The 13934-nt window shown below is 47.3% G+C and carries 10 protein-coding genes; 3 read left to right on the top strand and 7 right to left on the bottom strand.

The genetic code is table 11. The features are described from left to right. Nucleotides 1-231: 231 nt before the first annotated feature. Nucleotides 232-2346 (top strand): bifunctional arginine dihydrolase/ornithine cyclodeaminase, encoded by a 2115-nt coding sequence (gene argZ / locus QUB24_RS10645; protein ID WP_333153142.1) that lies wholly within the window; start codon nucleotides 232-234, stop codon nucleotides 2344-2346. Nucleotides 2347-2526: 180 nt separating this feature from the next. Continuing rightward, nucleotides 2527-2706: a hypothetical protein gene (locus QUB24_RS10640; RefSeq protein ID WP_333153140.1), complete on the top strand. Its 180-nt coding sequence runs from the start codon at nucleotides 2527-2529 to the stop codon at nucleotides 2704-2706. Nucleotides 2707-2872: 166 nt separating this feature from the next. Here QUB24_RS10640 and QUB24_RS10635 read toward each other — a convergent pair whose 3' ends face one another. Then, on the bottom strand, nucleotides 2873-3370 hold the full coding sequence (locus QUB24_RS10635) for a tetratricopeptide repeat protein (protein ID WP_333153139.1): 498 nt from the start codon (nucleotides 3368-3370) through the stop codon (nucleotides 2873-2875). A gap of 105 nt (nucleotides 3371-3475) precedes the next feature. After that, a complete protein-coding gene (locus QUB24_RS10630) occupies nucleotides 3476-3979 on the bottom strand; it encodes a hypothetical protein (RefSeq protein WP_333153138.1) in 504 nt (167 codons plus the stop codon). Nucleotides 3980-4271: 292 nt separating this feature from the next. Between QUB24_RS10630 and QUB24_RS10625 the strand changes: the two genes are divergently transcribed. After that, on the top strand, nucleotides 4272-4775 hold the full coding sequence (locus tag QUB24_RS10625; RefSeq protein ID WP_333054607.1) for a hypothetical protein: 504 nt from the start codon (nucleotides 4272-4274) through the stop codon (nucleotides 4773-4775). Nucleotides 4776-5213: 438 nt separating this feature from the next. On the opposite strand, the gene QUB24_RS10620 is transcribed toward QUB24_RS10625, so the two are convergent. From QUB24_RS10620 to QUB24_RS10600, 5 genes are all read right to left on the bottom strand, one after another. Beyond that, nucleotides 5214-6359: a citrate synthase gene (locus QUB24_RS10620; protein ID WP_333054608.1), complete on the bottom strand. Its 1146-nt coding sequence runs from the start codon at nucleotides 6357-6359 to the stop codon at nucleotides 5214-5216. Nucleotides 6360-6593: 234 nt separating this feature from the next. Then, nucleotides 6594-7088, bottom strand: a complete 495-nt coding sequence (gene sixA, locus QUB24_RS10615) for a phosphohistidine phosphatase SixA (RefSeq protein ID WP_333153137.1) — start codon at nucleotides 7086-7088, stop codon at nucleotides 6594-6596. Between the two features lie 94 nt (nucleotides 7089-7182). After that, nucleotides 7183-10821, bottom strand: a complete 3639-nt coding sequence (locus QUB24_RS10610) for a diguanylate cyclase domain-containing protein (protein ID WP_333153136.1) — start codon at nucleotides 10819-10821, stop codon at nucleotides 7183-7185. A 976-nt stretch (nucleotides 10822-11797) separates the two neighbouring features. Further along, nucleotides 11798-13075: a bifunctional oligoribonuclease/PAP phosphatase NrnA gene (locus QUB24_RS10605; RefSeq protein ID WP_333153135.1), complete on the bottom strand. Its 1278-nt coding sequence runs from the start codon at nucleotides 13073-13075 to the stop codon at nucleotides 11798-11800. Nucleotides 13076-13309: 234 nt separating this feature from the next. Further along, nucleotides 13310-13807: an HNH endonuclease gene (locus QUB24_RS10600; protein ID WP_190659271.1), complete on the bottom strand. Its 498-nt coding sequence runs from the start codon at nucleotides 13805-13807 to the stop codon at nucleotides 13310-13312. Between the last annotated feature and the right edge of the window lie 127 nt (nucleotides 13808-13934).

The following is a 13934-nucleotide window of genomic DNA, read 5'->3' as shown; positions in this document are numbered from 1 at the left end:
CCCGCCCGTCCTTTTTGGACGGGCGGGACGCCCATCCCACTTTCAAGAGTGGAAGTTATTTAATTCTCATTCCTTAGTGTAATCTCATATTAAACATGATATAATAAAGAGTTAGCCTTTTGAGGCTCCAGACGTTGCGCTGCTAAAATTAGTAGTCAATATTACAGTTGCTATTATACAAACTCTGTCAACATACGTCTGCTGTAGCGTCTACCACATTTTAACTGAATTATGACTGACTCAATTCGCTTCCTCATGTGTGCTCCCGACCACTACGATGTGGATTACGTGATTAATCCGTGGATGGAGGGAAATGTCCACAAATCATCGCGCGATCGCGCCGTCGAACAGTGGGAAAAACTTTACCACGTCCTCAAAGAAAACGCCGTGGTAGACCTCGTACCGCCCGAAAAAGGCTGGCCGGATATGGTTTTCACCGCCAACGCCGGCTTACTTTTAGGCAATACCTTCGTCCTCAGCCGTTTCTATCACAAAGAACGCCAAGGCGAAGAACCCTATTTCAAAGCATGGTTTGAAAGCAAAGGTTTCACCGTGCACGAACTCCCCAAAGACTTGCCGTTTGAGGGCGCTGGCGATGCTTTACTCGATCGCGAAGGACGCTGGTTGTGGGCCGGATACGGCTTCCGTTCCGAGCTCGACTCGCACCCGTTACTAGCAAAATGGCTCAACATAGAAGTGCTTTCCCTGCGTTTAGTTGACGAACGTTTTTATCACCTAGATACCTGTTTTTGTCCTCTGACAGGCGGATATTTGCTCTACTATCCAGCAGCATTTGACTCGTATTCCAACCGCTTAATCGAAATGCGAGTTGCGCCGGAAAAACGCATTGCTATTGAAGAAGCCGATGCCGCAAATTTTGCCTGCAATGCCGTCAATATTGACAAAATTGTGGTAATGAACAAGGTTAGCGAAGCCTTGAAAACGCGCATTACTCAGGCCGGTTTTCAAGTCATTGAAACGCCGATGAGCGAATTTCTGAAAGCGGGCGGCGCCTGTAAGTGTTTGACGCTACGGGTAACGGAACCTGTCCAAGAAGATCGATCGGCAAATGTGATGGTAGAAAGCCGCACAATTCGCATGGAAGGTCACTTGCTGGATGCTGGTTTAATCAGTCGCGCTTTAGACTTAATTGTCGATCTCGGTGGCAGTTTCCAAGTGCTCAATTTCAATCTAGGAGAGCAGCGGCAAAGCACATCATCTGCAGACGTTAAAGTTTCGGCTCCTTCCCACGATGTGATGGAAGAAATGATGGGAATGCTGATTGACTTGGGTGCAGTGCCGCCACCACAAGAGATTTGCGACGCTATTTTAGAACCCGTAGTCCAAGATGGTGTCGGCCCGGACGACTTTTATGTGAGTACAATTTATCCCACAGAAGTGCGGGTAAATGGTCAGTGGGTGAAAGCGCAAAATCAGCGGATGGATGGTGCTGTTGCTATTACTGAAACCGCTGATGGCCCAGTGGCTAAATGCAAATTATTGCGCGACTTGAAAGTAGGAGAAAAAGTCGTTGTTGATGTGGTCGGCATCCGCACCATCCGCAAAACAGAATCACGGGAACAGCGCAATTCTCAAGAATTCAGCTTTATGTCGGGCAGCGTTTCTAGCGAGCGCCGCGTAGAATTGGTGGTGGAACAAGTAGCGTGGGAATTGCGCCAAATTCGCGATCGCGGTGGCAAAGTTGTAGTTACCGCAGGGCCTGTTGTTATTCACACCGGCGGTGGCGAACATTTAGCGCATTTGATTCGCGAAGGTTACGTGCAAGCGCTGTTAGGCGGAAATGCGATCGCAGTTCACGACATGGAACAATCGAATATGGGAACCTCTTTAGGGGTTGACATGAAACGCGGTGTTGCTGTGCGTGGCGGACACAGGCACCACTTGAAAATAATTAACGCTGTGCGGCGTTACGGGAGTATTGCAAAAGCTGTTGAAGCAGGCTTGGTTACTAACGGTGTGATGTACGAGTGCGTGAAGCATAATATACCGTTCTCTCTTGCCGGTTCGATCCGCGATGACGGGCCACTTCCTGACACACAAATGGATTTAGTTAAGGCTCAAGAAGAATATACTGAGCTGTTACGGGGTGCAGATATGGTGTTAATGCTGTCGTCTATGCTGCACTCAATTGGTGTGGGAAATATGACGCCGGCGGGTGTGAAGATGGTCTGTGTGGACATTAATCCGGCGGTGGTGACGAAATTGAGCGATCGGGGTTCGATCGAGTCTATTGGAGTTGTTACCGATGTGGGATTGTTCTTAAGTTTGTTGGTGAATCAATTGGATAAGTTGACCAGCCGCCATCATGTAGCTCAATCTGTGTAGATTCGGCGGTTGAAACCGCTTCTTGTCAAAACAAGTCAAAATCTGTACGCCAACCCACAAGCCCGCCGGGGGTTAAAAACCCCCGTCTCATAGCGAAAGTCCTCTAAAAGAGGACTGAAAAATACATTTTTTACAAGTATTTTAATGTTTTTTTCCAGTCGGTTTCAACCGACTTTCGCTATGAGACAGGGGTTTTCAACCCCTGGCGTACCAGGGGACAAAACCGATCGCTCACCGTGGCGTAAAGGCATAAAAACAGATCGCTCCTTGCCAAATTTGCCACAAACTATCTCACCTTTAGATCGCGATCAACAACCCGGTTTCTTGAGCTCGATCGCCCGTCCTCTCAAATCAAGGTAGAAACCGGGTTTTTGCCATGATAAATATTGCCTCTCACCTACAATACCCAAAAAAACGCTTGAGTACGATCGCCCGCTAATTTTGTGCGGTTGGGCATCAATAATACTGGCTAGCGGCCACAGGTAACGTTGCTCTTTATATTTTTTTCAAAGGTTAAAATTCCCAGTCATCGCTGCTGTATCCGCTGAAGTTCTTGCTGAACGTTTTTGAGGCGATTCATCATGTATTCAAAGTTTTCTCTATCTCCTTGAGCATTATAAAGGTTGGCTGCTGTTTGCCAGTCGGCAACTGTTGCTCTAATATCTTTTAAGTTAAGACGAACAGTACCCCGAATGCGGTAAGCATCAGCATAATTCGGTCGAATGCGGATGGCATTATTGCAGTCTCCAAGTGCAGCAGGATAGTCCCCGATCAGAAGTCGTGACAAACATCGGCTTTGGTGTGCTTCAGCAAAATTAGGATTGATTTTGATAGCTTGGGTGTAGGCTTCAATTGCTCCTTTATAGTCTTTGTTATTAAAAAAGTCGTCACCCCTTGTATAGAAGTCTGTGGAACTCGCTTGAGATATAATAACTATGGGAGCATGGCTAGACGCAGCATTAGGGATTATACCTATTGTGAGTGGAATTGCCACGATGGTGATAACTTGGTAGAGAAAATTCATGATTAAATTGATGGGTGTATGTAAGTATATTGAGCGCCTTTTTAAGCTTTTTATCCTTTCGGGTCGGGCGATTTATGAAATAAAGAGGATAGATTTTAATTCCCCTTAGTCGCTAGAGTCCCAATCCTCAATTTTAACTTCCAGTCCACCCATCAAACTTACTCCTAACCAACTTTTAAGAATCGATTCGTTGATACCAACTGATTGACCAGGCTGTAACGTTTGATTGATTCTCACCAGATGCGTGTATAGAATTGTATTGCCTTTACCGATCTGAATATTTGGGGTACCAATCTTAATCGGTCTACTGCTGCGGTTCGTGATTTTACCTTCAATGAGAGCCCAATTTTCTATTCCTTTTTTTAAGTCTGAGGATACTCTTAAGTTAGCAATTAAGGGGTTCTGATTTCGTTCTATTGCCTTTATAGCATCGTCTATCCGTCCTCTCTCACATAGTGGCTCAAGGGATATGTGGTTGCCCGTTTTGGGATCTGTCCAGAAACAGCCCGGATACTCTTGAGCGATCGCACCGCTGTAACCCAAAGGCAAAAACGGAATTACGACAGCAGAAAGGGAAGTCGCCACACGCAGAAGTTTAAGTCTGACCATAACACTTGGTTCCTTGAGCTTTTCTAGTGTATTGAGTGCTCAGCCTACAGCTTTTTTCTTAGAACCGATCAGCGTCAGCGCTTTGAGAATTCTCTCGAATAGCCTTTTGCTTACAGCTACCGCTTTATGTCAAGCTCATCTTTATCACTCCTCCACATACTATAGCGATCGCCCCTAAGCTGAAAAGCGGGAAAAGACGGATCTTTCTAACCTTTGAGTTATAAGTCGGAAAAAGACGGATCGAGGCGGTTAAAGTCGGATATAATAATCGAAGTTTCTCACAGCCTTGATAATGGATATTCGCGAGGTACTCGAATTTGTAGATCAAGTTGTCTACGATAAGACAGGTAAACGCCTCAATGATTTACAGCGTGGAATTATCGAGGGAACTCTGAATCGACAAAAGTATGCTGAGATTGCCGATAGTTATCGTCTTTCGGAAGGTCACGTTAAGGATAGAGGTTACGAACTTTTGCAAATGTTATCAGATGTGTTTGATGAACCCGTTGATAAACACAATCTTAAATCGGTTTTAGAACGGAAAGGAAATCTCAATATTAGTTTTGGCGATAACAATATTAGCAACATTATGGGTTACATCAATATTTGCTCCGATCGCCCCACTCCTACCCCAAATAAAAGCCGGCCTGCGACTCCTGACTTTCAGCGAGACCAGTATCAAGCCAAGATTGAAATGGTTGGTAAGTTACGCCAATTCGGCTTGAAAGACGAGCAAATAGCAGAGTTGCTGGGGCTAACTTTGGAGGAAGTTAAGCAGGTAGATTCGGAGGAATAAAAGTACGGTGCGCCTCGCCCCCCTTATATCATGTCCGGTCGATTACCCGAAATCAGGTAGGGGCGGGTAAACCTGCCCATATCGGCCAATAATTGACAATCTCAAAAACCCGCCCGACCGGGATATTATGGTCAATCGATCGGACATGATATTACAGGCCCAGTAATGTAGCGTGTTACTGGCGTGGTTGATATTGATATTGCAATAAAAAACCTCAGACCCGCGGGTCTGAGGACCGGAGTTCCTGAAAATCGTCACTTCTTACTATTGTCGCCAACCCACACCACAACATACAAGAGGGGTGTAACCCAGCACGGCAGATTGTGGCAGACAGAGATTGCTTCGTGACTCGGAAGGCGAAAGCAATTTTTAATTCAACACTTCACGAAAGCAAAACAATTTCTCTCGCCATTTACCATCGCCCTTGATAATTGTGCTTTAGGAGGGGAGTCTGTCCTCGATCGCGATATAAGGAGCACCGTGACTCCCGGTATATATTTGAGTCGGGCGGTAAATGCGGTTTGCCTCTAGCTGTTCCTTCCAGTGGGCCAACCAGCCAGCAACACGGGCGATCGCAAAAACTGGTGTAAATAAGTCCAGCGGAATTCCCATTTTTCGGTAAACCAGACCAGAATAGAAATCTACATTTGCATAAATTCCTTTGTGACCCAATTTCTCTTCAACCACTTCTTCCAACTTGACAGCAATGTCGTAATAATCATCGCGGCCGAAGTTCTCAAACAACTGTTCCGCTAACCTCTGAAGAATAGTTGCTCTCGGATCTTTCACCTTGTAAACTCGGTGACCGAAACCCATGATTTTGTCCTTATTTGCAACGCACTTCTCGACAAAAGGCCGCACGTTTTCTACCGAACCAATTTGCTCCAACATATCAATCACTTCTTCATTAGCTCCCCCGTGCAGCGGCCCCGCCAAAGTGCCAACTGCTGAAGCAATCACTCCGTAAGGGTCTGTCAGCGTCGAAGCTGTTACCATTGCCGAAAATGTAGAGGCATTAATTGTATGTTCAGCGTGGAGAGTCAGACAAGTGTCAAAAATGCTAGCTAACAGCGGATCGGGTTCTTGCTCGTTGAGCATATAAAGAAAGTTAGCCGAGTAGTTCAAGTCATCCCTCGGCCGCACCGGGTCATTTCCCCGTCGCATTTGCTGGAACGCTGCTACCATTGTGGGAATCTTAGCTAGCAGTCGCACTACAGCTTCTCGAATGTATGCCGGGTTAGCCAGAGCTCTGCGGGAGTAGAACAAGCCCAGGGCGGCCGCTGAAGCTTGCAGGGCGTCCATGGGATGTCCTCTTTCTGGAAAGCATTTCATCATGTCCCGGATGCGATATTTGATCCGGCGGTGATAGCGAATTTCATGCTCGAAAGCTTCTAGTTCTTCCTTTGTCGGAAGTACCCCCCAGATTAATAAATATGAAGTTTCGAGAAAGGAACTTTTCAGCGCCAGTTCCTCGATGCTAATCCCGCGATATTCCAGCAACCCTTTTTGTCCATCGACGTAGCTAATGCTGGACAAGGTGGCGGGAACACCTTCTAAACCTGGTTTGAATTCGCCGACGACCATTGCGATACCGTTTTGTGTGAGTTCAATCTACTAAAAGTACATTACCAGAAACCAAGATAGTGTCACAGTCTTGACAGATTATCATTTAATTGCGCTTGGGAAACCGGGTTTTTCAACACGCGGGCCCGATCGCACCCCTGCGTATTGTCGCCCCTTTTTCCCGGTTTCCCCGTCCCACAATGCGGGTTTAAGAGGGCTGGCGCCTCCTGTTAATGTCGGGGCGGTTCGCTGTTTCTAGTTCAGCAAAAACTTGGGCGCAGTTAGCCAAAACATTTGGCTGCGGCCCACTGGGGAGCCGGTCTCCGGGAGAATTAAGCCGATGATACCTGCTTTTTTGAGAATCAGGGCATCTTGCGATCGAGCCCAAAGCAAAGTTTCTGCCCAGTGGCCTAAGTCTGGTTGGTGGCCCACCAGGGCCAAGCTGCCGCTACCGATGTCCTGCCATTGTTTGTACCACTCCAGCCAGTTCCCGATGTCTCCTGAAGGTGCGAGGGCGGCGGATTCTTCTATTTGGGAACTCAGACCCACTGTTTGCAGGATTTGGGCGGTTTGCTGCGCGCGCAGTAGGGGACTGGTGAGAATCAAGTCAAACTGAATTTCGAGTTCGTACAGCCGCTGGGCGATTTTCCTGGTTTTACGATCGCCCTCTTTAGTCAGCGGGCGTTCTGAGTCTGTATCATATTCTTCGGGTGCCGCGGCGATACCGTGGCGGATCAGATATAAATGCACTGTCGCTGTCCTTTTGATAGCTGTGCGATGGCTACGCCCCGGCTTACACCTACGAAACTTATGGGTGAAGTTTGGCGCGATCGACATATTTTGCCTATTCTACAACTGGATTAAGCTCTGGCGCCGTCATCTGGTTGGCGCTTGTGTAACGATCGCGCCCTTGTCGTTTCGCATCATATAATGCTCGATCGGATGCCAGGAGCAGTTCATTCGGCGATTTTTCGCAGCAGGGAACCATGCTAGCAATTCCCATGCTCACAGTCACGATCGAGCTAACATCAGATTGCTCGTGAGGGATTGCCAAATCTCGGATTGCCTCTCGGATCGACTCAGCAACCGCGATCGCCCCTGCAGCATCCGTACTCGGCAGGATAGCAGCAAATTCTTCGCCCCCATAGCGCACAAACAAATCGGTAGAACGTTTAACCGAGGCTGCTGCGGCTTTCGCCACTTGCACCAAACAAGTATCCCCAGCTTGATGTCCGTAGCAATCGTTATATCGCTTGAAATAATCTACATCCAACATTATCAACGAAAGCTGTTGTTTCCCCTGCATCAGTCGGTGCCATTCCGACTGCAATCGCTCATCAAAACAGCGGCGGTTTGCTACTTGTGTTAACCCATCTGTCGTAGCAATTAATCTTTCTTGTTCCGCCCGTTGTCTGAGCATCTCCTCGGCCCGCTTGCGTTCTGTAATATCAGCAAAAGTCGTCACTACTGCATAGGGTTGAGACTGATTAAGATGGAACAGCGGTTGAGAATTCATCGAAATCCAAGTCAGCGTTTTATCCGATTTGTGAATGCCCATCACCACATTTGATAGCGGTTGTCCCGTTCGCCCTGTGATGATTGCTGGATGCTGTTGGCAAGGGAACGGAGAGCCATCTTCCTGAACGGTTCGCCAGTCTAAATCTACGGATGTGCGCCCCATCATTTGTTCGGGGGTCAGCCCTATAATCCTTTCGGCACTAGCATTACAGGTAGTAATTTGTCCGTTTGCTAGCTGAAGTACGACGCCTTCTGTCATGCTCGCAATCACAGAACGATACCGTTCCTCGCTTTCGAGTAATTGACTCAGGAGAATGTTTTTGGCATCAAACTCTGAAGCCAGATGCAGGCTACCCGCCAAAAACCCCGCCATCAGTTGTAAGGTATGAATATCTGACTCTGTAAAGGCACAGGGTGTAGCTGAAACAACTTTTAAGACCCCAACCCGATCGTCCTGATAGAACAAGGGAACAACCACCAGTGACCGGATACCAATGCGCCCACAGGCAGACTGATCCACCCGTGCATCGGTTTGTGAATCATCGCAAAGCATGATTTTGCCGGTCGCAATACATTTTCCCGATAAACTTGTCCCTACTTTGATCCGTAATCCAACATAGGCGCTGGCGATACCGCTGGCTGCCCGATACACCAACTCATCCCCTTCCAGCATTTCAATCACGGCCCCATCGGCACCGATCGATTTTTGAGTTCGATCGGTAATCACCGCCATCACTGCATCCAGGTTAGGATTGGGGGTGGCGATTTCCTGTTGGGTGGCAATCACCACAGCCAGACGCTCGAACTCTTGTTGCAATGCTGCTTCTGCTTGCTTGCGATCGCTGATATCCTTCATAAAGCAGTGATGCCCGATCGATCGCTCCTGCGAGTCGTAGGCTGCCAACATCACCACCTGCTTGTAAAATATCGAGCCATCTTTCCTGATACCACGGGCCTCAACCTCCACTCGGCCGCAGGCTAGCATTTTTTGATAAGCCGCCATCATCCTGTCGCAGTCGTCGGGATGAACTGTTTTCTGCCAATTCATACCAACCATTTCTTCAGGCTGATAACCTGCTATATTCGCGTAGGCTTGATTAATTGTGATATACCGTCCGAAAATATCCAGCCGCGAGATACCCTCAACGGCATTAGCAAGAGCTGTACTCAATTCTCTGAGTTCTGTTTCTGCCTCGACAAGATCCGTAATGTCTTGGGATGTACCAAACAACCGAATGACTTTTCCCTCTGCATTGAGTTGGGCCTGTCCTCTGGCTTCGGTATGGCGGATAGAACCATTCGCGCGCACGATTCTGAGGCGCAATAGATAAGGCTGCCCGTGAGTGAGCGCTCGTTGAACTACCAGGTGTAGCTGTTTGGCACTTTCGGGATGGTAAAGCCGCAGGTTTTCTTCATAGGTAGGTTCGCCTAGGGCCCTGGATCGTCCTAAAATCTTGAAGAGTTCGGGAGACCAGGTAATTTTACCCGTAATCACGTCCCATTCCCAGTTACCGATGTGGGCAACCCGCTGAGCTTCTGACAACCTGGTTTGACTCTTTTGCAGGGCTGTTTCTGTCTGCTGGCGGTCGGTAATGTCCTTTTCGTTCACGAGCAACATCGGGTTGCCTGTTACCGGGTCGTCGGTACACCGCACGTCCATCCCATGCCAGCGAATTCCCGCCAAAGTAATAACTTGAGCCTCAACACTAAAGACCTCACCGGACTTAAGAACTGCCATTGCTCGCTCTCCTACCTGAGAGTCAACAAAGCGGCTCACAAAAGCATTGTCTGTCGCAGAGTGAGGCGGCTGCATATCCCCATAACAGCGCAAGGCCGCCGGGTTTTGCAGCAGCGGCACACCTTCGAGGGTGTACAGCGAAACCATCAGCGTGGTGTGTCGGAGTGCCTCGATCGATCGCAAGGTTTCCTGCTCAATCTGATCGGTAGTTTCAACCATCCCCTCTACCAGCATTGCCAAACGCCCGCTGTCAATCCTGATGCCAGAGCACCGACAGCCGACAGAAACAGGCTCACCGCCCGGATAAAACGTCCACTGCTCGGACAAGGTTTTGCCTTGCTCAAACTGCTGTAGATTGCTCTGCAAGCGAATCCGAGTAGACTCTGACATATCGCTAAAGTTGCGACTTATGAGCTGCTGCTGCGTCGAAGCATTCCACAGGTGTAAAGATGTCTGGTTTGCCCATCGCATTTGCAAGTTTTCAATATCAAATATCCAGATCGGGTTTTGCAACAAGTCAAAGGCACTGAGGTGAAAAATATCTCCGCTAGGGGAATAGGCAAAGTCTGGTTGCAGGCAATTTTGATGATTGACTCTTGGCGCGCTTTCTGTATTAATCGCAGTTTTATTCGGTTCTGTTTCGAGTTCTGGCGGTTGATTTGGCGCCAGCACCGGGCGGTGAGATTCCAAGTGCCGCATTCTCAACCCAAGCTGCACTGCAACGTGTTGCACGATCTGAACGTCGAGAGGTTCCCACTGACGCGGACTTTGGCATTGATGAGCAATCAACAGTCCCCAAAGCTTTGGAGATTGCTGCTGTTTGCCATCTAGCAAGATTGGCACAACTAAATTTGCCTGAGCCTGGATGCGATCGAGCAATTCGACATGACAAGCTTGAAGATAACCGCTGTGAATATCAGAAATGCTGCTCGTTTGTCCCTGGCTGTAACGCTCTACCCAGGTAGCTTCCAAGCAAGGCTCGTAAATCTGTTTTCCTAGGATTCGCGGCCACTGGGCATCAACCGATTCAGCCAATACTACACCATTTCCTTTTGGTAGGAAGCGATAAATAATCACGCGATCGGCTTGCAGCAGCACCCTGGTTTCTTTTACCGCACATTGCAAAATTGTCTCCAGATCACCGACCTCGTTGATTTGAAGTGCAATTTCTGAAATTTTTTCTATGATTTTCTCTAACGACCAAGAGAAAGTCTGTTTTGTAGACATCTCGGTGTTCCTTTTTTTGTCAAGCATTTTTATACTATTCTAACCCGCGACAAATAAATATAATAATAATAATAATTTGTTTTAGGTCGTAGCAACTGCTTGTTTGATTGATTGAGGAACGAAACCAACACTTTATGTTAAATTAAAAAAAATAAAAGTGTACAAATTTTATTTTTTATGTGATTTAGCCAAGAATTTAATTTTTTCCCTGTCTATAAGCTGTGTTGCATCTAGATTGCCTATGGTATTAGAGAGGGAGAGGGGGAGAAGAGGAGAGGGGGAGAGGATTTGACGATTTTTGAGCGGGACTCGAAATATACAATTTAAATGCACAACAGCTTAGTAATCCTTGCAGGAGTCGTAAATTTTTTACCCCACCCCAACCCTCCCCTTATCAAGGGGAGGGAGTAAGAAATTTACCAAGGATTTAGGATGGCTATATGTGGCTTATTGTACGGCGCTTTTTTATAATAAGTTAGCGAAAATCTCCTGCACCAACTATAATACATGGTGATTTATTTAGGTAATTTATAGGAAAATATCAAAAACCTAGCCCTGTATAATTGTTAAAAATTCAAAAATATGTTAGGAATTTTAGTAAAATAAATAAAACTAAATTTGCCCCGAAACTTGGTTGTTTTACCAAAATACTTCGTTCTTTGCCTCCCTATACAATAGTTGAAAAAACGGTTTTTTGGGTTTGTAATTTTTGCCAATAGGGATAAAATTTATTATTGTTACTCCTGGAAGAATCAACCGGGTTGTTTAACCTTCTTACTTCGTTCAAACCCTCAATAAAAGTATAAAAAACCCGGTTGATTAGAGTGGGAGTGCGTCGATGATTGATTGTCAAGTTGAGATTTTGCCCGGAATGAGAAAAAAACGCGGCAAAACCTCGTAGCAACCGGAAGCAGAACCCCAAGATCGCATTCCCCGACTGTTGCTGGAATCAAGACCGCACCTAGAAACCCCAGAGTTAATGATCGTAAACAGGATTGTCTTTAGGGCTAATTAAATGCAGCAACTTTTGCTTGATCTGATCGTCGAATACTTCCCATTTTAGCCTTGCATAATCGCTGTTCTCATTCCCGCCAGAAAGAAATCCCACGGGAATTTCAAAACCTCCAGCTTGACTTCGGCCGCCACCAAAAAAGCGTCCTTGAGCATCTTGACCGAAGGCTTCTTTAATGAATTCGTCGGGGTCGAGAGTAAGTTTATTAGTTCGCAGCGAGCCAATTACTACTTCAATCTCCTCATCTTTGTCGTGAACAATTGCGTAAACAACGGCTGTATGTACGTTCTCCTCTGTTACTAAAAAGTCCGCCGCTTGGGGAATAGAATCCCGATCGTCATAGCGGAGGTAGCCGATGCCAGCGATCGAAAAATTGTTCTGGACGGTGCGGTGTTTGAGCGATCGCTCGATCGCATCCATCACCCACTTAGAACGAGACGACTGTAACACCGCATTCAGCAACTGCGGGTCGTAAAACCTGCTCAAATAAGCAGCCGCTAAAAAGTCCTCCTCCTGAGCTTGTCTGAGGGCGATCGTATCCGATCGCAAACCGTGCATCAAAGCTGTAGCACACTTGATGTGGAGACTGACGCTGGCGTCGAGACTTAGGAGTCCAGACTGTAAATACTCGGCAAAAATCGTGGCTGTAGCGCGGATTTGAGGGCGCAAATCGGTAAATTCTGCGTTCATTTCCCCCTGCAAATTGTGGTGGTCGATGACGGCGGCGATCGGAACTCCAGCCGCTAAAATATACTGGGTTAAGTTACAAGTAGTCCCTTGGTTGTCAATGAAAGCGCAGCCCTGAAACACCGACAAATCCTTAGTTTTTACGGTTTCCACCGTCCAGCGCTGCAACGGCAACCCTGTCAATTTAACTAAGGCAATATTTTCTTGGTGGCTGAGGGCGCCGGCGTAGATAATCTCGCAGAGGATATCGTATTGTTCGGCGATTAATTTGTAAGTCCAAGCGCTGGAAAGTGCGTCGGGATCTGGAAAATCTTGCAGCAATATTAATTGGCGAGTGCCTTTGTGCCGATCGAACATTTGGCGCAATTGCTCGACTTTGCGATCGTGCAATTCCTCGCGGAGACGGCCGCGATTCTCTTCGGAAGCAACTTCGGCTTTGCTGCGCCGTTTCGCAGGCGCACTCACTTCGGCGACAACCTCGCTGCTGGCCTCAAGTTCACCTTCGCGGTTGCCGGATGTTTCATCGGAATTGTTAGGGGAATGGTCTTTCATCATTAAAAATTAACAACTTAACTATTCAGGATTGGCACGACATTCGCTCTTAAACCCGGTTTCTTTGTAGATGCCTCGTTGTCAAAGCCCATACTTATTACGAGAAACCTGATTTAAGAGCGTAAATTCTCTCTTTACTTTTTTAATTCATGCAGAGAGTGTGTGTTGCCAGGAACGAAGCAATCTCAGAACTAATAACTCCCGCAAAAAACCCCCGCGCTTGCGCTGACAGGGGTTTTAAAGGCCTATTACATATTTTTGCCATTCTTTGTGCATACCGCTCTTAACGTGTTTAGTCACTTCAAAATAAAGACCGCTGTGAGGTTTCCGAGGCGGATAGCGCAGCGGCATTCCCGCTTCTTTCGGCGTGCGGCTACCTTTATTGACATTGCAGCGCACGCAGGCGGTGACGAGGTTTTCCCAACTGTCGCCTCCTCCGCGCGATCGGGGAATTACGTGATCGAGGGTTAAATCGTCCCCCGTATAACTACAGTATTGACAAGAGTGTGCGTCCCGGTGCAAGATGTTCCGGCGGGTTAGCGGAATATCCTTATAGGGAACTCGGACGTAATGCCTGAGTCGGATCACAGTTGGTAGCGGGAAGTTTGGCGCAATAAATTTCCCGTTGTGTTCTACCTGTTCTGCTTTACCTTTCAGCAACAAAACTACCGCCCTTCGCCAATTGGTGATGTTAAGGGGTTCGTAGGAGGCGTTCAGCACCAGAACATTGCCCATTGTTGATTATTAAAGAGAATATTTTTCCCGATGGTAACACAGGTTCCACTTTAGGTGGGGCGGGATCGGGAAGAGCGAGGCGAGCGCAAAAAACGCTGAAAAACCATTCTTTTACCCTATACCTTGG

Source organism: Microcoleus sp. B9-D4 (assembly GCF_036705105.1).
Classification (GTDB): Bacteria; Cyanobacteriota; Cyanobacteriia; order Cyanobacteriales; family Microcoleaceae; genus Microcoleus.
This window is presented reverse-complemented; position numbering and strand designations above follow the sequence as displayed.